This is a genomic window from Ardenticatenales bacterium (assembly GCA_020634515.1).
Taxonomy (GTDB): Bacteria; Chloroflexota; Anaerolineae; order Promineifilales; family Promineifilaceae; genus JAGVTM01.
Window position 1 is genome coordinate 659,338 of sequence record JACKBL010000003.1, and the last position, 21,973, is coordinate 681,310.

Here is a 21,973-nt window from a genome sequence, read left to right on the forward strand (position 1 = left end):
GAGTGGGTTGGTAAAATGCCGGCATTCCGCAAGCGGCTGGAACGCGAGCACCCCCCCCTCGCGGTCAAGAAAGGGACAGGCAGTCATTATGAAACTGGGTGAAACCATTGTTCGGCTTCTTGGCGGCGGAGCTTTGGGCGCGATTATCGGCTTGATCCTGTCGGCGGCTCCGCTGGCGCTGGCGCGCATTCTGATGACCTTCCTCGGAATCGTGCTGATCGTGTTGATAGGCTTCTTCGTGTTTGGGCTGGAACAGAAGGGGCGGTTCGCCGTTGTGGGACTCGTCGTTGTGCTGGTCATCTTGCTCTTGCTGGATCAGACCATTGCCGCCGCGCTCTGGCGTGGGGTCCGTTTTCTGGCGGATGCGCTGGCCCGCGCCCTGCTGGCGACGCGGGGCAAGACAACGGGGGAAACAGTCCTCATCTGGGCGGTGTTGGGGGCGGTGGTTAGCTGGTTGTCCGGATCGGTTAACCCGGATGCGTGGCGGCGTGTGAATCGTTGAAGATGCCGGCATCTACCTATCCACGACCATCTTCCCGGAAGCTGTTTTGATGCTAAATGACTTGGGTAAGGGTGTGTTTCATTTCAGTTGACGGTTGCTTGCTGTCGGACAATTCGCTGAATTGTCCTCCGCGATGAAGGGACAATTTAGGCAAATTGTCCTACGGCGCGGGCAGCCTGAGCAACCCATTTGAAACACACCCCTTGGGTAATGGGGCGCTTTGGGTCTAAAATCGCGCTTCCGGGAAGGTCTCACGGATTATGTGCCCCGGAGGCCAAATAGCTACGCCGGCCATACGCCTGAGCGAAGAGGGAGAATATGTCATGTCCAATAACAAGGCGCTCACAAATTTGACGATTCGCCCAGAAACGGAGGCGGATCTCCCCGCCATTCGCGGCGTCAACGAGTCCGCCTTTGGCCGCGCCAATGAAGCCAATCTGGTAGACGCGCTGCGTGGCGTGGTGTCGCCGTTTCTGTCGCTGGTGGCGGAAGCGGAAGGACAGGTGGTGGGACACATCCTGTTCACGCCGGTTACGGTTGCATCCGCGGCGGGCGATTGGCAGGCAATCGCGTTGGGGCCAATGGCCGTGCGACCATCCTGGCAAAATCAGGGTGTTGGTTCGGCGTTAGTGCCGGCAGGATTGACCGCCTGCCTGGATACCGGGCAACCCATCGTCTTTGTTCTGGGTCACCCGAGATTCTACCCCCGCTTCGGCTTCACTCCCGCGCCGCCGCGCGGCCTTCGCTGCGAATTCGCCGTGCCTGATGATGTGTTCATGGTCGTGGAACTGCTGCCGGGTGCGCTGGCGGGGCGTGGCGGATTGGTGAGGTATCATGCTGTTTTTGCCGGCACCTGACCGCGCCCGTTGAGGTCAGGCAACAGGCGGAACCGGGCATGATATGGCGTCGTTGTGGTTCGTCGTAGACGCGCATCAATGAGCCGCCGTCTGGCTCCAGACGAGCGGCAGGCGCTTCAGGCCGCGAAAGAGGACGCCGGAGCGCCAGGTCAGGTCAGCGGGGGCGGCCAGGCGCACGTCGGGGAAGCGCGCCAGCAGGGTTTGCAGGGCGATCTGTCCTTCCAGCCGCGCCAGCGGTGCGCCCAGGCAGTAATGAATGCCCAGGCCAAAAGCCAGATGGCGGTTATCCTCGCGGCGCAAGTCGCACACGTCCGGGTGGTCAAACTGGGCCGGGTCCCGATTGGCGGACGCCAGCACCACCCGCACCACATCCCCCCGTTGGATCAGATGCCCACGAAATAAAACGTCTTCACGCGCCCAGCGCGTCGTGGACGTTTCCACGGGGCCATCGAAGCGCAGCAGTTCGTCAACAGCCGTTTCCAGGATGGCGGGATTGGCCTGCGCCAATGCCCGCTGCGGGGGGTGCGTCAACAACGTATGCGCGCCGTTGCCGATCAAATTCACGGTCGTTTCGTGCCCCGTCACCAGCAGCAGCACCGCCATGCTAGAAAGCTCCGTCTCCGTGAGCCGGTCGCCCGCCTGCTCCGCCTGCACCAGCGCCGTGATCAGGTCGTCCTCCGGCTGCACTCGCCGCGCGGCAAAGGTGCGTCCCAGGTAATCCACCAGCGCCCTGATGCGCTGTTTGCGCTGCCGATAGCTGATGCCGTGGCTGCCGGCGGCAATAATTGCCTGCGACCAGAAGCGCATCTCTTCCTGGTCCGCCGCGGGAATGCCCAGCATCTCCATGATGACGGTCAAAGGCAGCGGATAGGCATACGCCTCAATCAGGTCCATTTCGCCGCGCGCGGCCACCCGGTCCAGCAGCGCGTGCGCGATAGCCTGGATGCGCGGGGCCATTTGCGCCACGCGGCGAGGTGTGAAGGCCTGGCTGACCAGCGCCCGCAGCCGCGTATGGTCAGGCGGATCGGCGAACAGCATGTTGCGGTTAATGAGCTGCAAGAGGGTGTCGGTGTGCGGAATCTGGCCCCAGTCGGCGGGCGGCAGCGCGTTGAAGATGTCCTTCACGAATCGTTCGTCTTTGAGGACGGCGGCCACGTCTTCATAGCGCGTGATGTACCAGATGGCGATGCCATTGGGGGCAACGTGGCGGTAGATGGGCGCGTGCTGCCGCATGTGGGCAAACGTGGGGAACGGGTCCCGCTTGAAGGCGCGACTGAACAAATCGTAGTCCACAGGTATCATGGTCGCCGATTCTTCTATGTCCATTAGCCGTCAACCATCCCTTGCTATGGCCTCCAGGTCAATCTGTAACAATGGTAATTGTCGCCCCTCAGGCAGCGAAGGGACATCACTAATGTGGCGCGCGCCGAATTTTTGATAGAAGGCAACGGCGTGCGGGTCGGACACAATGCGCACGGCGCGCGCGCCTTGTTGGCGCATATAGGCCAGGCTATACAGCAACAGCGCCTGTCCAACGCCTTGACCGATGTATGCGGGGGATACAAACAGGTTGTCCAATTCTTGCGTCTGACCCGTGCCGGCACAAGCACAGTAGCCCATGATATTGTCTGTTCCGTGAGTTTTGCCAACGGCAACAAAAACGGGGTGGTTTACCACGTAATCCACGGAAATGGTGAGCAGATTCAGGCTATTCCACAAATCAAGATAGGCCTGTGGGTATTGCCAATGTTGCTTGGATGCTTGCGTAATGCGCGTTAGTTCATCTGCTTCCGTGGGTAAGGCGCGTCGGATTTCCATGATTTACCGAGGATGTTTTGGGGCGCATCGAAAAATAAATTACGGGTCCGCTGGATGCGCTTGAAGTGACCTTTCAACCGGCCAAATGATAAGTGATTTGTAACTATTCACGTCTCCGAGAGATTGGACCAATTTTGTAGACATCAATAAGATTCAACCAGAGCAAATTGGTCCAATCTGGGCAGATGACCTGTATAGTCACAGTGATTTTTAGACGGTCACCAAGAATTAGTCCGTATTTTCGTCGATTTTTTGCAGCAGCAAGTGTCCGTGCTGCACCACCTGGCCCAACCAATCGGGCGGGACGACGGTGGTGGTGTCGTACTGCACGAGGATGGCGGGGCCGGTGAAGGTGTCGCCGGAGCGGAGGCGGGCGCGGTCGAGCAGGGGGGTTGGCGTGGGGCCGTTGGGGTGGAACCAGACTTGTTTGCGCCCCATGCGCGCCTCCTGGTGTTCGCGTTCGTTGGCGGGTGTGTGCCAGGTGGGGAGGGGGATGTCCGCGATGGCGGCCAGGCGGATGGTGACGATTTCCACGGCGGCTTCCGGTTGATGGTAGCCGTATCGCTGCTGGTGCGCCTGGTGAAAGGCCATCATCAGCGATGACGGATCGGACAGGTCGGCGGGAGCGGGCACGCTCAGTTCGTGCGACTGCCCGACGTAGCGCATGTCCAGGCGGCATTGCCGGGTGAGGTGGTCGGGGGAGTGTCCGGCGGCGCTCATGTCGGCCAGGGCGCGGCGGGAGAGGTCGTCGTAGGCGGCGGTGAGGAGGGTGGGCGGGTCATCGGCCTGGAGCTTGAGCATGATGGTTTGGGAGTAGTCTCTGGTGGGGGGGGCAACCAACATGCCCAGGGCGGAGAGGACACCGGGAAATGCCGGCACTAAAACCCGCGGAATCCCCAGACTATGCGCCAGATCACAGGCATGTAGCGGTCCCGCCCCCCCAAACGCCACCAGCGTAAAATGGCGCGGATCGTACCCCCGCTCCACGGAAATGCGGCGGATCGCCCGCTCCATCGTCGCATTCGCCACTTGTAGCACGCCCCAGGCCGCCGCCTGCGCCGTCGGCGCGCGCATGGCCGTCGCCAACCTCCGCAGCGCCTGCCGCGCCACATCCTCGCGCAACCGCATCGTCCCCCCCAGAAAATGAGCCGCGTCCAGCCGACCCAGAACCAGATTGGCGTCCGTGGTCGTTGCCTGGGGTGGCGCTTGCCCCGCCTGGCGGCCATAACACGCGGGACCGGGGTCCGCGCCCGCGCTTTGCGGTCCTACGTGCAGCGCCCCGCCCGCGTCCACGTAAGCCAGGCTGCCGCCGCCCGCGCCCACGGTGTGGATGTCGATGATGGGTAGGCGTAGGGGCATGCCGGCAATTTCCCCATGCGTCGTCGTAGGCAAGCGCGCCGGGCAAAGCGCCACATCCGTGCTGGTTCCCCCCATGTCAAACGTAATGATTTCCTGCAGCCCCACCTGAGCCGCCACGAAGCGCGCCCCCACCACGCCCCCCGCCGGCCCGGAGAGCACCGTGCGCGCCGCCTGCTTACCCGCCGTCTCCGCCTGGATAACGCCCCCGTTGCTTTGCATCACGGTGAGCGGACGGGGAGCCACGCCCGCCGCCAGCCGCTGCAAATAACGGCGCATCAGGGGCGCGACGTAGGCGTTGATCACGGTGGTGCTGGTGCGCTCATATTCACGATATTCGGGCAGGATGTCGCTGGAGAGAGAAACGTTGGCGATGTGGGGCAGGCGGTCGGCGATGGCCTGGGCGATGGCCCGCTCGTGATCGGGGCGGAGGAAGGCGAAAAGGAGGCAGACGGCGACGGATTCGATTGGCTCCGCCGCCAGTTGGGCGAGCAGCGTTTCCAGCGCGGCGGGGTCGAGGGCGCGCAGGATGTCGCCGGCGGCGGTGACGCGCTCGGCAACGGTGAAGCGCCAGCGTTGGGGGACGAGTGGCTCCGGTTTTTGCGGCACAAGGGCGTAAAGGTCGGGGCGATTTTGCCGCCCGATGGACAGGATGTCGGCGAAGCCGGCGGTGGTGACGAGGGCGGTGGGCGCGCCGCGTCGTTCCAGGATAGCGTTGGTGGCGACGGTGCTGCCGTGGACAATGCCGGCATTTTCTCCCACCCCCATCCGCTCAATCCCCGCCAAAATCGCCCGTGACGGGTCCGTCGGCGTACTCAACTCCTTATGAATGTGCAGCAGCCGCCCATCCCACCACACAAAATCCGTAAAAGTGCCACCCGTATCCACACCTGCGCGCAACGTGAGCCTCCAGCCAGAGAATTTCGCCACATTCTACCATAATTTGGGCTACCCAAGATTGGTTCATTCTTCAAGAATGAACCAATCTCTAAAACCATGCCCGCGCATCTTGACGCTGATTCATTTTCGTGAGACAGTTGGCTTCATGGATACGAGTGAGCCATACAACCACGCCACGCCCCAGGCAAAGCCGCCACGGGAAATTCCCACATCGCGCCGTCCGCTGGTTTTTGCCATCGGCATACTCCTCCTCATCCTGGCCACCTACGCCCTCACCAACTGGACGCCCCCCGCCATCAGCAGCCGCTTTCGCACCTTCGTCACCATCTTCCTCGGCATCCTGGTGGAAGCCCTGCCCTTTCTCCTGGCCGGTTCCATCGTCTCCGGCCTGATAGAAGTGTACGTGGATCGCGGCGCCTTTGATCGTTTCCTGCCCCGCCGCCCTATCCCCGCCGCCTTCGTCGGCGCGCTGCTCGGCTTTGCCTTCCCCGTCTGCGAGTGTGGCGTGGTCCCCGTCACGCGCCGCCTCTATCAGAAAGGCATGCCCCTCTCCGTGGGCATCGCCTTTCTCCTGGCCGCGCCCGTGGTCAATCCCGTCGTCCTCATCAGCACCTACGCCGCCTTCGGCTGGGGACCTGTTTTCTTCGGGCGCGTCGGCTTCAGCATCTTGATCGCCTTTGCCATTGGCCTCCTGTTCACCTTCGCCAAACCGGACGAAATCCTGCGGCCCGATGAAGCCCGCCTCTGCGCGCCGGACCATGAGCATGATCACGACCATGATCACGGCCACGGCCATGCGCGTCGCTCCATCTGGCAGGCGCTCAGCGTCGGTGGGGACGACTTCCTGGACATGGCTCGCTACCTGATCATGGGTTCCGCGTTGGCTGCCGCGATGCAAACGCTCGTGCCCCAGGCCACCCTGCTGGCGTTGGGGCGCGGCCCCGTCATTTCCGTCGTCACCCTCATGCTGCTGGCCTTCGTCCTGTCCGTCTGCTCCACTGTGGACGCCTTCCTGGCCCTCTCCTTCGTCAGCACCTTCACCACCGGCTCCATCCTCAGCTTCCTTGTCTTTGGCCCCATGGTGGACATCAAAAGCTCGCTCATGTTCCTCGGCGTCTTCCGGCGACGCACCGTTCTCTACCTCATCCTGCTGCCGCTCTGTTTCGCCCTCGTCCTGGGCATTTTCGTCAACCTGAACCTCGGCTGGTAGGCAACCTGTCTTCGCGGAAGCTGTTCGAGCTTCCGGGAAGGGTTTTACTTTACCATGACCCGCATTCTCAAATCCCTCCTCCTCGTCGCCCTCGGTCTCTACCTCTACACACGGCTGACCACGGGCGTCATTGAGTTCTACATCCATCCGCGCTTCATCTCGTTGGTGCTACTGGCATCCGTCGGGTTGTTGATTGTGGCCGCCAGCTTTTTCCTGCGCCAACCGCCCGACGACGGCCACGATCACGATCACGAAGGGCACACGCACGGCTCTTTGTCCTGGCTGGGGCTTTTCGTGGTGGCCGTGCCCGTCGTCTTGGGGCTGCTGGTTCCGCCGCAACCGTTGGGGGCGGCGGCGGTGGGCAATCGGGAGGTGCAGGTCGGCAGCCTGAATTCCATTGCGCCGCCGCGCGGCGATGACCGCATGGGGCTGGTTGCCGGGGAGCGCAACATCCTTGACTGGCTCACCGATTTCCAGCGTAACCCGGATGACACCGCTTTCAATGGGATGGAGGCCAATCTCACCGGTTTTTTGTATCGGGATGAGCGGTTTGCGGCGGATGAGTTTATGCTGGCGCGGTTCGTGGTGAGCTGCTGTGTGGCGGATGCCTCCCCCATTGGCGTGATTGTGCGCACCGCGGATGCGGCGGCGTATGCGGATGACCAATGGCTGCAAGTGAAGGGGGCATTTCAGGTGGGGACGTTTATCAATGCGCAGATGCCGATCCTCATGGCGGAGGAGATCACGCCGATTGAGCAGCCAAAACAGCCGTACCTGTATCCGTGAGCCGGTCCCCGATAGGAAGTCATTTGCATTTGAGTCGTTTTGATCGTCTGGCGTGGTTGGTGATAGCGGGTTCGTTGGCGCTGGCGGGGCTGCTGGCGTGGCGTGGGGACCGCGTGGGGGCGCGGGTGGCGGCGTTTGTTCCTGAATTGGACGCTGCCGGCATTTCCACGGAAACCACCCTGCGCCTCACCTTCGCCCAACCCATGAATACCACCGACACCCCTGCCCTTACCCTGCAGCCCGCCGCGCCCGGAGAAACCACATGGGACGGCAGCACCCTCATCTTCACTCCCGCCGCCCCGCTACAACCCGACACCCTATACACTGTCACCCTGCCCCCTCTCCGTTCCCAACAGGGTCAGCGCCTGCTGCGTGTCCCCACCTGGCAATTCCACACCCGCCCGCCGCACATCCTCTTCCTCTCGCCGGATGCCCAGGGGCAGCAACAACTGTTCGTGACGGCGCTGGACGGGCAGCCGCCCCGACCGCTGACGCAGGGAACGGATGAGGTTGTCGATTTTGTGGTCTCGCCAGATGCCGGCATCATCGCCTACAGCCTCAGCCAACCGGATGGTCGCGCCAATTTGTGGTTCATACCCGCCCTCGGAGGCGACAGCCGGCAGCTAGTAGACTGCGCCGGCGACGTATGCAGCGCGCCCACCTGGACGCCCGATGGCCGCCGCCTCATCTACGAGCGACGCGCCCGCGGTCTCGCCGGCGCGCCCCCCGGCCCGCCCCGCCTCTGGTGGGTAGACCTGGCTTCTGGCGAGACCGTTCCCGTCTTCCAGGACAGCCAACTGCTGGGCATGAATCCACGCATTTCGCCCGATGGCCGTTGGTTGAGCTTCAACGTCCCTTTCAGCCAGGAAGTGCAGGCGTATAATCTGGAGACGGGGCAAAGCGTCTTCGCCCCCAGCCAGACGGGCGAAGTCGCTGCCTGGAGTCCCGACAGCCGCCGTCTGCTGCTGACGGACGTGCAAATCCAGGGAGAGGCATTCGCCATCAACCTGTTCAGCGCCGATGTGTACAGCCATACCGTGATCAACCTCAGCGCCGAACTGAACGTGAATGACGGCTTCCCCGCCTGGTCGCCGGACGGCGCGTGGATTGCCTTCAACCGCAAGCTGGCGCGCGCGCCCATGGGCAAGCAGTTGTGGCTGGCGCGAGCCGACGGCAGCGAGGCCAAGCCGTTAACCCAGGACGCGGACGTGAATCATGGGCCGCCGCGTTGGTCGCCTGATGCCCGCTCTCTGCTGTTTCAGCGCTATATCCTCACCAGCCAGGGCGAGCCGGGCATCTGGCTGCTGAATGTGCAAACCGGCGCGCAACGGGAAATCGCCCGCGTGGGCAGCCAGCCCGCCTGGCTGCCCTGAGCAACAGTCAACGGATAACAGTCAACGGATAACGGAAAACGAAAATGTTGCGTGTACGACGATTTCCTCTTTCATTGAGCCGTTTTGATCGCCTGGTTTGGGCGACGATGGTGGGGCTGTTGCTCCTGGCGGGCTTCATGGCCTTGCGCGGGGATCGGGTGGGGGCGCGGGTGGTGGACGTATTCCCGGTGGATGGGAGCCGCGCGGTTTCCACGCGGGCGGGCCTGCGCGTGACCTTCGCGCAGGAAATGGAGGCGGCGGACGTGTCCGTGACGGTGGTCCCCGACGTAGAAGCGGCGGTGTCCTGGGATGGGCGCGCGCTCCTGGTTCAGCCCACCGCGCCATTAGCCCCAGACACGACGTACAGCGTGAGCGTGCCGGCAGGATTGCGAAGCCAGCGTGGACAATTACTGCTGCGTCCCCTCACCTGGGAATTCCACACAGCCACGCCGCGTCTCCTCTACCTGGGCTGGGATCGCTCCGATGTCAGCCAACTATTTCTGGTGTCGCCCACAGGCGGCGAGCCGGAGGCGTTGACGCGGGGAAAAGAGAACGTGGTGGATTACGCGCTCTCCCCGGATGGAACCACCGTGCTTTACAGCGTGGCCGCGCCGGGAGCCGCCAGCAGCGAAATGTGGCTGGTGGGCACGGATGGACGGGGCGCGCGCCGCCTGCTACGCTGCGACGATGGCCTGTGCCACCGGCCTACGTGGTCGCCCGACGGCAAGCGGCTGCTTTATGAACGGCGCAACATTGACGCGACGACGCAGCAAACGGGGCCGCCGCGCCTGTGGTGGCTCGATGTGGCTTCCGGGCAAACGCTTCCTGTGTTCAGTGACAGCCAGTGGTTGGGATTGGGCGCGACGTTTTCCGCCGATGGCCGCTGGATCGGCTACGTGGCGCCACAATCGCAAGAGGTGCAGCTTTATAATCTGGATTCAGGGGAGACACGCTTGTTGCCCAGCGAGACGGGGCAGTCGCCCGTCTGGAATCCGACCACGCCCACGCTGGTGTTTACGGCTTATGCGACCACGATTGAGGGCTTTTCCGTGCATCTTTTTTATGCGGATTTGAGCGACGCGGCTCCGGTGGATTTGAGCGGCGCGGCGGCGGTGGAGGATGATGGGCCGGTGTGGTCGCCGGATGGGGCGTGGATTGCGTTTGGGCGGCAGCAGGCGGGGACGACGATGGGGAAGCAGTTGTGGGTGATGCGGGCGGATGGGCGCGAGGCGCGGGCGTTGACGGTTGATCCTGCGGCGTATTATGTTTTGCCGGCATGGTCCCCCGACGGGCGCGCATTGGCCTTTCAAAGATATGCCCTGGCCGAAGCCAATGCGCGCCCGGAAATTTGGGTGGTGGATGTGGCGGGCGGCGCGCCGCGCCAGGTCGTCGCCGCCGGGCAACAACCTACCTGGGTTCCGTAAAGGCGTTAACCCGCAGCTACCTGATGGGTGTCGTCAAAAAAAGGTCCCTGAATTAAAACGTGAGAATTCCGGTGATTTCAGGGAGTCGGTTTTTTCGCTCATGGGGCGATTAGGCAAAGGGAGTGGGGATGTATTGGCGGTAGAATGCCGGCATCATCACACCCCCCAACCCCGCCTGATGCAACCGATACAAATAAGCCGCGCCCAACATAATGTGCTGGGCCACCTCCACCGCGCGCCGATTCTCCGGCGGCTCCAGGTACGAACCACGCACCCAATCATTAAACGAACCCATCGCCGGACCGCACCAGATTTGATAATCATACGTGCGATCAGGCACACCCGTGTTCGACCAGCGCGACGACAGCCCCAGATACCAGCGGAAAACCAGCGCCATCTTCCGCTTCGGGTCCCGATTCGCCTTTTCCAATTGGGACGGATCCCGCTTCTGAAAAAACGCCGCCGTATCCGCCCACACGTCATCCAGATTGCGCTGGAAAATCTGTGACTCCAACTGCTGCCGCTCCGCCGCCGGAATCGCCTCAATTGAATCGTAAGCACGATACACGCTGTACAACTTCTGCGCCCGCATCGGGAAAAACGTCCCCTTCTTCAACACCTGCACCTGCACCCCCATCTCGAACATATCCGCCGCCGGAGCCATCGCCACATCCGGCACAGCCGCCTGCGCCAACAACGCCTTCGTATGCGGCGACACACCCGCCTCCAGGCAAGACTGATTGACCGAACCCGTGACCACGTAAGAAGCGCCCATCATGAACGCCGCCAGCGCCGCCGTCGGGGTGCCAATGCCCCCCGCCGCCCCGATGCGCGTCTGGTAGGCGGATTGGCTCTGGATTTCGTCGCGCAGGAGGGTAATTGAGGGGAACAGGCAGACGAGCGATTGGTTGTCCGTATGGCCGCCGGAGTCCGCCTCCACGGTGATGTCGTCCGCCATGGGCACATGCTCCGCCAGCGACGCTTGCTGCTGCGTGATCAAGCCCGCCGAGACGAGTTGGTTCAGCAGGCGCGGCGGGGCCGGCTTCAGGAACTTTTCCGCTACCTCGCGGCGGGAAATTTTGGCGATGATTTTGTTCCGAACCGTGATATACCCTTCGGGCGCGACACCCAGACCGGCCACGCGGTAGTAAACCACATTGGGCGTCAGGTCCATAAAGGCCGAGGCTTCTACCGTGGCAACGTTGTGCCGCAAGTACAGGTCAACCGCGGCCCGTTCAATGTCTTCTTCCTGCGGGCTGTGGATCAGATTGAAGGCGTAGGGGCCGCCGGGGAGGGCCTGCTGGATAGACTGGATGGCCTGTTCCACGCGGTCCGGCATCAGGCCCGCGGCACCAAATGAGCCGAGGAAGCCGGCCTGCCCCATGGCGATGACCAACGCTTCGGAAGCGATGCCGTTGGCCATGGCGCCGGTGGCATAGGCGTACTGCACCTGGTGAAAGGCGCGGAAGAAGGGGTCGCCCAACTGATAGACGGGCATGGGCGCGAGTACGGTCAGTCCCTCAATGCCGGAGGGCGCGGCGGAAGCGGATTGAAAATATCCCTCGCGGGTGACGCCGATGCGCCCATACTGGTCACGCACCACGTAGCAGGGTGTGTTCACGTCCAGCAAGGTTGCCTTGATGGCAACGGGGTCGAAAGCAATGGAGTTTGCGGAGCCATGCCAGGAGTAGGCGGAAGCTGCGCCAAAATAGCGCAGGCCATTGTCATTTTGCGTCATTTGCGTGTTTTCCTCTGAAAGTCGTGATCAGCGGGTAGCGGATAGTTTTGGGTTGCCGGTTGGTGACACCGGGTTCATGCGCGGCGCATTCCCGCGGCAGGGTGTGCGCGCCAAAGCGATTTAGAACGCATCCAAGAATAAATTATCGCGGAATCGTCGGATACGCTTGAAGTGACCTGCTAACCTGCAAAATGGCAAGCAATTTCTGGACGGTCACTCAGATGCCCTATTTTACTCGCTTTTTGCCAGTTTGACAGGGAAACCAATCGCCGCCAGCAATTCCAATGATGGTGATTCCGCAGGGTCAAGCCCCTTTTTTCCCTCTGAAACAAGCCATGCCCCACTTTTGACGGGCCAGAACATTTTTCCAGGGAATTCGCACCAAAAGCCGTTCATTCATATTGGGAATTGCTGTTGACAATCATATTCTCTCAACGTTCGCTCAAAATTTATGCCAAAAGTCAATTTGCGCGATTGCGGTTGATGATGGTGATTCCAAAACAATGCAAACTACGATAATGCCGTAAACGCTTGACTCATCGAGGCTTTTCACCGTACTTTACCAATCACATACAGATAATAGACCCTCTCCTCCCCTGGATTAGGCGGATTGCAGGGCCGCCAAACCCGTGTAGGCCGTCAACGGAATGCCCAAGAGTCCCAAAATGCGTTCTTGCACACCGGTCAACGGGGTTAATTGGTAAAGAACCTGCGCTCCTAACCGGAAGACGGTTAAGTTGATGTCCTCAAAGGCTTGCAGCATGCGCTCCATCGTGGGCGTGGCGGTGCCTCGTTTGGGATTACCCGGAAAAATGCCGGTCAATTCCTCTTTGACCTCCGCCAACGCCTCTTTAGCCACGTAATCACCCAGAGCCAATACCCGGGCTGCCAGGGTCAGCAGGTGGAAAAGTCCTTCGGCATGGTCATCACGCTGCACATAGACCGGGGTAATGGAGAGCAACTTGCCTTGCAGACGACGAAAGATGTTCTCCGCGACGTACTGGCTGCGATAGGCTTGCACCGCCTGGGTCAATGACAACTCGACAGCGGGCGCGTTGGTGGCATAAATCCGCCACCCCATCTTGAACATGGCCGCGGCAATCGCCACCAGGTCACGCTGTACGGTCAATTGGTAGCGCACCGTCTTTTCCACCCGCGCTGGCTTGTCTTTATAGGCGCGTATCGGACGCTCCGCGACCTCACGTTTAGTCGTGCAGACGAATAAGCCGGACACTTTGTACTGTTTTTGGATGCGCTTGATGGCCGCTAACAGCGTTTTCTCGTCTTCTATCTGCTTTTTGCCGCGTTGCCGTGGCGGTGTCAGGGCGCGTAAAGCGGCTTCGGCTTTATCCAACCGTTTCTGTAATGCGTCTCGTTCACTCTGCATGTAGCTGAAGGAACGCACCACCAGCAAACGCTCTTGCCAGGTGACGTGGCGCTTATTGACGATGGCGCTGCGCGACCGGCTGACTTCAAAACCCCGCGCCACCGCATCAGCCGCATTGGGCGCTGTGCCATTGGTCGGCAGCGCCCCATCCAAAAAGATAAGCGGTATCTGGGCTTCCCGCTCTTGCTGTCCGACCAGCAGTTCGTCGAGCAGCTTGGGTTCATCTTTGAGATAGGCCAGGGGTGTCAAATAGTGGTCGTTGTTGTTGGCGACGGTGGCGCGTGTCAGGAGCGCGCTCATCTTGCTATCTCCCACGACCAGCAGCGCCCGACCCGGAAAAGTCTGCTTGATGCGCTGGTAAATGGGAATGTAGAGTGGGTCATCAGCCCGGTTGCCTGGGACGATATCCACCGCCAGCGGTAAACCCAAGGGGTCGAGGCTGCCGATCATCATTTTGTACAGGGTCTCGAACAAACCATTCTTGGCTTTGCCAACCTGGAACAGCCACGACCCGTTGGGGTCGTGGTTGACAATGCCAACGGTGCCATCTAGCCGCGCACACCACCGTTCGGGCAGTTTCTTGGCCAGGTCATAGACCCGCACCAGGCGATTGCCCAGGCGACTTTCGACCTCAGCCCAGTCGCTTTGCGGCTGTAGATACCGCAGACAAAGGGCTAACCGGTCATCGGTGAAATCTAACGGCGTAACCAGTTGCCCAGTTAGGTGTCCCAGTGTCAACAAGTGTTTGGCAACCCACTCCTGAACGCAATCCATCCGGTGGGTGTGCTTGACCAGGATATGTGTCAGCCAGATGGTAATGACCCAACCGGGCGTCAACCCCTGCCAGTTGCCATGGGGGACGATGATGCTATCCACAATGGCTTGAATGCCCATTTTTTGTAGCGAATTGTAAATGAGCGGGATGTCATCTACTCGCTCTGTCTGTATGTCGAACCTGTTAATGTCTACCATAGGATATGGGTATACCAAATTTGGTTTTATCCGCAAAATTTGAGCGAACGTTGAGTATTCACGACCACCTTCCCGGAAGCTGTTTTGATGCCAAACAAGCCGAATGATGCGGCGTTTTGGGGTAACTACTAACCCTCTCTGAAGATTGGACCAATTTCACGCGCTCAATGGCCATTTTCACCAGAGAAAATTGGTCCAATCTGGCTTAGCAGTTACGTTTTGGGGTTTGAAATCGAGCTTCCGGGAAGATCTCTTGGACCATACACCCCAGAGGCTGAACAGTTACTTTCTGGAGTTTGGCGAATTCCACATAGGGTGATCGGAGTCGAGGCTTTAGCCGGGTCAACCCCCATATGTGGACCGGCTGAAGCCTCTACGCCAAAAACACCAGAGTCCAGTTACTTTCTCAAAACCCTCCACAACTATCTGGACGAAATTGCCAGCTATTTTGACAGGCGCGCCAGTAGTGGTTTTGTCGAAGGTGTTAACAACAAATTGAAAACGGTCGCACAACGTTCTTATGGCCTCAAGCGAGTTGACAGCCTGTTTCGCCGTCTGTTAAATTCCGAAAAAGCCTTATGCTTTACGAACTGGTGCTTTTTGCTTCACTTTGAAAAGCCCTACAAATATCGCATATCCAAGTAAAGCCCCAAAACCTATCTGTCTCATTACGCCTAATAGATCCGTAGTTTGCCATTCTTGCACAACTTTACCGTTTTCTATCTTCCGCACAAATATACCGTGAATCTCCAAGTTTTTCCTATTTGCGGGGGCACCCATAAAACTGCCTGTGTTAACCGCCGTAGAGACAAATCGAATTGAAACGTATTGCCCCTCAGCAACGATATTTGGGAATTCCATGTGCAAGCCCGAAAAAGCGGCTTTCATATCTTGCATAAAACCGATGTATTCATCCTTTGTAAAATGAAATCCATCGCCTGTGTATGTAAATTGGTCGTCCAAAAGTGCGTCCAACTTGTTCCATTCTCCATTCAGAATGGCGCGAGACACACTTAAGGCTATTTCTTTGTTTTGTTCGAGCGTTGACATATTTTCTCCTGATTTCATTTGGTTGGCTTGCTTTTCACTGTGGCGCATTATACAATTTCAATATCAGGAAGGGAAGTACGCACTTTTTTGTGCCATAGTACCCAAAAGGATACCAAGAATGAGTCAGGATTATTTTTGCCCAGTCACAGCAACAGTTTCTATCATCGGCGGCAAATGGAAGCCAATAATTTTGTGGATATTGTTTCAAGAAAAACGGCGATTCAGTGAATTGAAAAGAGCTATACCGAAAATTACGCAAAAAATGTTGACGCAACAACTTCGAGAATTAGAACGAGATGGCATAGTTCACCGAGAAGTTTATCCAGTTGTCCCGCCGCAAGTAGAGTATTCACTGACCCAAAAAGGATACACCCTTGCCCCAATACTTCAAGCAATGGAAAAATGGGGCAATACGACGATGAAAAATCAGTATTCGTGAACCAAAACGCACCCAGCAAAGTGTGCGCCTGACGCCGGGGATTCCGCGAACATCCCAAGGAGTTTTCCGCGCTTTAGGACTGACGATGAAATTAAGTACGGAATTGCATCGTCAGTTTCAAGGAACGGCAAGGAAACAACTTCGCTGTCTTATTTAATTTCCGTTCCTGAGGGCGGGGGCCAGGAGAAGCGGACGGCATCGCCTTGCGGGGCGTTCGCTCGCGTGACCTGGAGACGCTGCCCTGTATCCGCGATGTAGAGGCCGATTTCCAGGGTGAGGGGTGCGGACGCCGTCGCCGGCGCGGGGATGGTGTAGAGGTCCACCACGACTTCATCAGGCAGCCAATGGCCGGTGGGATATGTGCCGTCTTGGGGCCAGGCGTCTTTCTGCCACAGGCAGCAAACCCCTTGCGCGTCCAGCAAGTGAACGAAGACCGTATAGTCGGCGGCGGGCGGGGTCAACGCCTGCCAGACCAGCGTCAGCGTGTCTCCGTCAAGGTTGTAGCCCAACAGATCGATTTCGTCGCCAAAGCGGGCGTTCAGACGGTGGGAGATCGGCGGCGTCCGGAAGAGGCGGTCGGCGGCGGCGACTTGCAGCGGTCCTAGCGATTGGCTGAGAACCGTCGTGTTGCTCCCGTCCAGCAGTCGCAGAGCCAGTTGGTATGCGCCGGCGGGCAGGTCAGGCGGGAGGGGGGCGGTCTGGCGGTCAATCAGGAACAGGGGCGTCGGCCACTGGGCGAAGGGATAACTGTCGTGGACGGGCTGGCCTTCCCACAGCGTCCACGTCTGTTGATTCGGCCCCGTCAGCGTCACGCGCAGACGCCAATCAGAGGGCAAGGGGGCGGTTGCTGACCACCAGAAGGCGAGTTCCAGATGTTCCCCTGATTGCGCCGTCGCGCTGCCGCGCTCGTAGCCGCGGAGGGTGAGGCCGGGGGAGACGGATTGGTCGGCGGGAAAGGGGGGCGTGGGCAGGGTGTCGGGCGGTGGGCTGGCGGGAATGGTGATGGAATGAAGGCGGGCGGCGCTGCCGGCATATCGTCCCTCCCCGTCCAGATTTGGCAGCCGCTCGCCTGATTCCTCGTTAAACAAACCCACCCGTGGTTCATAATCCCCCGGCGGCGCGCCTGCCGGCAGCGGCACAATCATCCGCTGCACCACCAACTCCCCCGCCGCCCACTGCTCACTGGGGTACGCATCCCGCTCCACCTGGCTCCAGCGATAGCCCCAGGCATCCTCCAGATGCACAAACGGCGCAAACGCCCGCGATGGCACCCCCTGCGTTTGCCAGTACAACGTGAGCGGCAGCGCGCCTGCCGCCACCGCGCCCACATCATATCCCCGGAGGGTGATGGCGTTGCCGAAGTTGACGGTCAACGGGTGGGAAATGGTCAGCGTAGGGGACGCGGTGAGGGTGTAGGCGGTAAAGAGGGGTTGTCCATCCGGTCCCAATGGCCCGGTTTCCACGTCGGCGTCAGCTAAGAGGGAAGTGGTCCATGCCGGCATTGGACTGCTGTGCGGATAAATAATGCGGACCCGTCCGGCGGCGGGGAAAACAAGCGCCTCGCCACCTGGCAGCCACTTAACCTGCTCATACACCCCGCTCAAAAAAGCCACCGTCGGATGGCGATAATGCTTCGCCGCCAGGAAAACCGTCTCGTCGGGACGCGCCGTGGCGTCCAGGAAAGCAGCCACGGCCACGAGATCCGCGTCGTTCTCGTAAAAAACGTCGGCGCGCCGACCCCACTGTTGGAAGTAGGCCTGGGCAGTGAGGCCACCGCCAATCAACAGCAAGGGGAGGAGCAAGTGGGGGAGGCGGATGGGCGTAAGATCGAGGAGGGTAGTGAGAGAAAATGCCGGCAATAGCATCAAAAACGGCAGCATCCCCATCGCCCGCAAATTGCTGGGCACAATCTCATTCGTCGCCAGCGCCGTCGGCAACAGCATCACCAGCGGAGCCAGCAGCAGCAGCAGCGCCGCGCCGCGCCGCCGACCACGCACCCGCCACGCCCGCCACGCCAGCAGCGCCCCCCCCGCCAGCAGCAGCGCCCCCCCCACCCCGGAAAACAGCGGGCGTGCCGGCAAATTAAAACGCCAGTAGGGATCGCCACGCAGAAAAAACATACCCAGCGACCGCAGCACGCTCTCCCCCAGGCTGAGGCCATCCCCGCCCACCTGCTGGATACGCACCCAGAAGGCGTCCGGGTGCTGGCGGAAATAGTTGAGCAGCGGCAGCACGATCAGGAGCGCCACGCCACCGCTGAGGAGGAGATGCCGCCAGTTGCGCCGCAGCGTGGGCAGCAGCGCCAGCGCCAGCAGCACGGGGAACAGGCGCGCCGCCAGGTACGTGTACGCGGTCAGGCCGAGGAAGAGGCCGCCGAGGGCAAAGGTGGCCCAGGTCTGAGCGTCGGTCGGTTTGGTTTCCACCAACCGCAGCCCGCGCCACAGCGCCGCCACAGTCAAGGCCTGCAGCAACGGCTGGCTGATGGCGCGGAAACCGAGGCGGCTAAAGAGCAGATGCCAGAAGCTGACGGCCAGCAGCGCCGCTCCCAGCAGCGCGGTGCGGCGGTCCCGCGGCAGTTCGCGCCCCACACGGTAGGCGGCGGCCACCGTGAGCAGGCCGAGGCAGGCAGCGGTGAGGCGCAGCGCGAACACGGATTCGCCCACCAGGCGCATGACGCCGCCCGCCAGGTAGAAAAAGAGGACTTCCTTGCCGGTGTAGCTGGGGATGAACAGAGGGCGCGCGCCGCGCAGGCCAATGTCGCCGGCCAGGATGGCGTTGGCGGCTTCATCGTAGTGCAAACCGGGGGGGAACTGGGATAGGGCGGGCAGGCGCAGCAGGGCGGCCAGCAGCAGGCAGCCTACCATCCAGAAGAGGGCGCGGCGTTGGGTCATGCCGGCAATTGTATCAGGGGTCGCATCTTCCTGGAAGTTGTGAACCATGTTGCCGCCCTGTGCAGGCCAGCTTCCAGGAAGATCGTTGCCCATCTCGACTTGATTTGCTACTGTTACACGCCATGACGCGCGCCAACCGTTTCGCCCGCCTGACCGGGCTGCTGCTGTTCCTGGCTCTGCTACTCCCCGCGGCCCAACCGCTGCTGCGCGGCTGGCTGCCGCAGCGGGGAGATGGTCCGCTGCACTTTTATCGCCTGGTGGAACTGGAGCAGGCGCTGCGGCACGGCGTGCTTTTTTCTCGCTGGCAGCCGGACATGGGGTACGGCTATGGCTTTCCCCTCTTTAACTACTACGCGCCACTCAGCTACATTATTTTGCTGCCGCCGCGGGTGGTGGGGATCAGCACCGCCACCGCCTACCTGATTGGCTACGCCCTGGCGCTGCTGCTGACGGGCGCGGGCGCGGCGTTGTGGTTGCGGGCATTCTCGCGGCGCGCGGATGCCGGCATGGCCCACCACCCCATGATCGTGGCCGCCACCGCCGCCGCCTACGCGCCCTATCTGCTCGTGAACGTCTACCACCGGGGCGCTTATGCCGAAGCCTGGGGCGTAGCCTGGCTGAGCCTGGGGCTGTGGGCAGCGGAGCGACTGGCGCAACGGCAAGATCGGGCCGGTATGCTGTGGCTGGCGGGCTGCTACGCCGGGCTGCTGCTGTCCCACAACATTCTGGCGCTGGTGGGTGCGCCGCTGCTACTGGGGTATGGGTTGCTGGCGGCGCGGAGGGAACCACGCCGGGGTGCGGGGTGGGCGCTGGGCGCGCTGCTGTTGGGGTTGGGATTGGCGGCTTTCTTCTGGATGCCGGCATTCTTCCAAAAATCCCTCGTCCAGATCAACAAACTCAACGACGCCGCCAACTTCGACTACCGCGCCCACTTCCTCACCCTCCGCCAACTCCTGGCCCTGCCCCGCCCCGCCGACTACGCCGCCGTCAACCCCGCCATCCCCTTCAGCATCGGCTGGCCCCAACTACTACTCGCCGCCATCGGTTGGCTCCCCTCCCGCGCCCACTCCCCCACCTATCGGCGCGCCCGCCTGCTGTTTACCATCGCCTTCCTCCTCTTGATCGGCCTCGTGCTGCCCATCAGCGCGCCACTGTGGACGCACGCGCCGCTGCTCCACTTCGTCCTGTTCCCGTGGCGCTTCCTCGGCCCCGCCAGCCTCTGCCTCGCCTGCCTCGCCGGACTGGGCGCGGTGCGCCTGGGCAGTGGCGGCAGCCTGCTGGCAACGCTCGTCATCATCCTGTTCGCCCTGCCCTGGCTGTTTCCCGGTCGCTTTCCCCCCCCTCCCGACCCCTCCCCCATTGATTTGATTCGCTTCGAGGCGGATTTGGGCTTCCTGGGCACAACCTCCGTGGGGGATTACCTGCCCGTGACCGTCGGCAGTTTGCCAGATGCGGCTTCGTTGCTGCCGGCATACGAGGCGATGGCCCCGGATACGCGCATACCTCGCCTGGACCCCGCCAGTTTGCCGGCAGATGCGCACATCATCGCCGTGGAAGAAAAGTGGCTGGCGACGACGGTGACCGTGGACGCGCCCGCGCCCTTTACGGCCCGCTTCCGTCGCTTCGCCTTCCCCGGCTGGTATGCCTGGCTGGATGGCCGCCCCGTGGATGGGCGCGCCGACGAGCCGGAAGGGTTGGTGTTGGTGGAAATGCCGGCAGGCACGCACACCCTGCGCCTCGCCTGGAAAGAAACCCCCCTGCGCCGCGCCGCCGACATCATTTCCCTCCTGGCCCTGGGCAGCCTCGCCCTCATTGGCCTCTGGCCGCGCCGCCGCCCTGCGCCGCCCCCGCCCGCCGCCCCGCCCCCATTGTCGCCGTCCGTGGCCCTGGCGGGCATCCTGTTGGGACTCTCCCTACTGGCGGGCAAAACCCTCTACCTGGACCGCTGCCACAATCCCGTCTGCCAGACACGCCTGGACGAGACGGGGCTGATGGGCGTGGCGCAGCCGCTCCGCGTGAACTTTGGCAACCAGTTGCTGCTCCTGGGCGCGGATGGGGCGCAGGGACGCGCACCGGCAGACGGCGTCCTCCCGCTCACCCTCTACTGGCGCGCCTTGCCGCCCGTGCGCGGCGAATACAGCGTGGCCGTGCATCTGCTGGACGACGAGGGGCGGCGCTATGGGCAGTCGGACTCCCTCCATCCCGCCGGCTATCCGGTGACGCGCTGGGGTGCGGGCGAATATGGCGCGGACCGCCACGACCTGGCCATTTTCCCCGGCACGCCGCCCGGCCGGTATACGCTGACGGCGCAGGTGTATGAGCCGGGCAGCGGGCGGCTGCTGGACGTGCTGGATGACGGCGGGCAGCCGATGGGCGGGCGTTTTGTCCTGGGGGAGGTGGTGTTGACAATGCCGGCATCCTGGCCCGACCCCGCCACACTTCCCATCACCCGCCGCCTGGATGCCGAGCTGGGCAACGGCGTGCGGCTGGTCGGCGTGACCGGCTGGCCGGATGGCGGCGAAGTGGGGCAGACGCTCCCGTTTACGCTGTACTGGCAGGCAACCGGCGCGCCGTCATTGATGCAGGCGCGACTGCGGCTGCTGGATGCCACAGGGCGGGTGATCACAACGGTCGTGCGTCCGCTGGGGCGGGCTACCTTCCTGCCGCCGGCGTGGCCCATGGGGGCCGTCGTGCGGGATGATGCCGCGTTTTTGCTGCCGGTGATGGCGGATGATGGGGGGATTGTGCCTGCCGGGAGCTATACGCTGCGCCTGGATTTGCTGACGGCGGGGGGAGAGGTGATGCCGGCATACACCGACCTGGGGCAATGGACCGTCACCGTGCCGGCGCGCTCCTTTACGCCCCCCGCCCCCGCGCACCCGCTGGGCGTCACGCTGGGCGACGTGGCGGAACTGGTCGGGTACGACCTGGATCCCGCCGCATTTGCGCCCGGCGCGCCCCTACCGCTGACGCTTTACTGGCGCGGCGTCCAGGCGACCACGACCGGCTACACGGTGTTTGTGCAGCTTCTGCACGATGGGCGCGTGCTGGCGCAGCAGGATCAGCCGCCGCTGGCAGGCCGCCGCCCGACGACGGGCTGGTTCCCCGGTGAGTTCCTGGCGGACCCCTACACGTTGGCTGTGCCCGCGGATGCGCCGCCAGGCGACTACGTGCTGATTGTGGGGCTGTATGACGGGGAGACGGGGGCGCGGTTGCGGGATAATGCCGGCATGGACGCCATCCCCCTCCTCCACCTCTTCCAAGAATAAA

The 21,973-nt window shown here is 61.9% G+C and carries 16 protein-coding genes; 9 read left to right on the forward strand and 7 right to left on the reverse strand.

Translation table 11 applies throughout. The features are described 5' to 3' along the window. The first annotated feature begins 88 nt into the window (after window positions 1-88). Entirely contained in the window at window positions 89-502 is a 414-nt protein-coding gene (locus tag H6650_11500) for a hypothetical protein (protein ID MCB8952630.1), read from the forward strand. Window positions 503-825: 323 nt separating this feature from the next. Continuing rightward, window positions 826-1,359, forward strand: a complete 534-nt coding sequence (locus H6650_11505; GenBank protein MCB8952631.1) for an N-acetyltransferase — start codon at window positions 826-828, stop codon at window positions 1,357-1,359. Between the two features lie 75 nt (window positions 1,360-1,434). Here the strand turns inward: H6650_11505 and H6650_11510 are convergent, their stop codons facing one another. The 3 genes from H6650_11510 to H6650_11520 all read right to left on the reverse strand — a co-directional run bounded on the left by H6650_11510 (window position 1,435) and on the right by H6650_11520 (window position 5,463). After that, on the reverse strand, window positions 1,435-2,661 hold the full coding sequence (locus tag H6650_11510; protein ID MCB8952632.1) for a cytochrome P450: 1,227 nt from the start codon (window positions 2,659-2,661) through the stop codon (window positions 1,435-1,437). Between the two features lie 30 nt (window positions 2,662-2,691). After that, window positions 2,692-3,177 (reverse strand): GNAT family N-acetyltransferase, encoded by a 486-nt coding sequence (locus H6650_11515; protein ID MCB8952633.1) that lies wholly within the window; start codon window positions 3,175-3,177, stop codon window positions 2,692-2,694. A 228-nt stretch (window positions 3,178-3,405) separates the two neighbouring features. After that, complete coding sequence (locus H6650_11520) at window positions 3,406-5,463, reverse strand: hydantoinase/oxoprolinase family protein (protein ID MCB8952634.1); 2,058 nt, start codon at window positions 5,461-5,463, stop codon at window positions 3,406-3,408. 115 nt (window positions 5,464-5,578) lie between these two features. Between H6650_11520 and H6650_11525 the strand changes: the two genes are divergently transcribed. From H6650_11525 to H6650_11540, 4 genes are read left to right on the forward strand one after another with little or no spacing between them, the layout of a single operon-like run. Continuing rightward, the gene (locus tag H6650_11525) at window positions 5,579-6,643 is read left to right on the forward strand and encodes a permease (GenBank protein MCB8952635.1); all 1,065 of its coding nucleotides are present in this window, start codon (window positions 5,579-5,581) and stop codon (window positions 6,641-6,643) included. Between the two features lie 54 nt (window positions 6,644-6,697). Beyond that, the gene (locus H6650_11530; protein ID MCB8952636.1) at window positions 6,698-7,429 is read left to right on the forward strand and encodes a TIGR03943 family protein; all 732 of its coding nucleotides are present in this window, start codon (window positions 6,698-6,700) and stop codon (window positions 7,427-7,429) included. A gap of 29 nt (window positions 7,430-7,458) precedes the next feature. Further along, window positions 7,459-8,802, forward strand: a complete 1,344-nt coding sequence (locus tag H6650_11535) for a PD40 domain-containing protein (protein ID MCB8952637.1) — start codon at window positions 7,459-7,461, stop codon at window positions 8,800-8,802. Between the two features lie 44 nt (window positions 8,803-8,846). Then, window positions 8,847-10,226, forward strand: a complete 1,380-nt coding sequence (locus H6650_11540) for a PD40 domain-containing protein (GenBank protein ID MCB8952638.1) — start codon at window positions 8,847-8,849, stop codon at window positions 10,224-10,226. Between the two features lie 109 nt (window positions 10,227-10,335). On the opposite strand, the gene H6650_11545 is transcribed toward H6650_11540, so the two are convergent. Beyond that, entirely contained in the window at window positions 10,336-11,964 is a 1,629-nt protein-coding gene (locus H6650_11545; GenBank protein MCB8952639.1) for a PfaD family polyunsaturated fatty acid/polyketide biosynthesis protein, read from the reverse strand. A 601-nt stretch (window positions 11,965-12,565) separates the two neighbouring features. Further along, window positions 12,566-14,323 carry a transposase gene (locus tag H6650_11550; protein ID MCB8952640.1) on the reverse strand — a complete coding sequence of 586 codons (1,758 nt, stop codon included), beginning with the start codon at window positions 14,321-14,323 and terminating at the stop codon, window positions 12,566-12,568. A gap of 219 nt (window positions 14,324-14,542) precedes the next feature. On the opposite strand from H6650_11550, the gene H6650_11555 reads away from it, so the two are divergent. Next, the gene (locus tag H6650_11555; protein ID MCB8952641.1) at window positions 14,543-14,968 is read left to right on the forward strand and encodes a transposase; all 426 of its coding nucleotides are present in this window, start codon (window positions 14,543-14,545) and stop codon (window positions 14,966-14,968) included. On the opposite strand, the gene H6650_11560 is transcribed toward H6650_11555, so the two are convergent. Beyond that, on the reverse strand, window positions 14,900-15,373 hold the full coding sequence (locus tag H6650_11560) for an ester cyclase (protein ID MCB8952642.1): 474 nt from the start codon (window positions 15,371-15,373) through the stop codon (window positions 14,900-14,902). The two genes, H6650_11555 and H6650_11560, sit on opposite strands and share 69 nt — an antisense overlap. Window positions 15,374-15,491: 118 nt before the next feature. Between H6650_11560 and H6650_11565 the strand changes: the two genes are divergently transcribed. After that, complete coding sequence (locus tag H6650_11565; protein MCB8952643.1) at window positions 15,492-15,812, forward strand: helix-turn-helix transcriptional regulator; 321 nt, start codon at window positions 15,492-15,494, stop codon at window positions 15,810-15,812. 149 nt (window positions 15,813-15,961) lie between these two features. Here the strand turns inward: H6650_11565 and H6650_11570 are convergent, their stop codons facing one another. Continuing rightward, on the reverse strand, window positions 15,962-18,796 hold the full coding sequence (locus tag H6650_11570) for a glycosyltransferase family 39 protein (GenBank protein MCB8952644.1): 2,835 nt from the start codon (window positions 18,794-18,796) through the stop codon (window positions 15,962-15,964). A gap of 11 nt (window positions 18,797-18,807) precedes the next feature. Here H6650_11570 and H6650_11575 point away from each other — a divergent pair, with 11 nt between their 5' ends. Beyond that, the gene (locus tag H6650_11575) at window positions 18,808-21,972 is read left to right on the forward strand and encodes a hypothetical protein (GenBank protein ID MCB8952645.1); all 3,165 of its coding nucleotides are present in this window, start codon (window positions 18,808-18,810) and stop codon (window positions 21,970-21,972) included. The last annotated feature ends 1 nt before the right edge of the window (window position 21,973 follow it).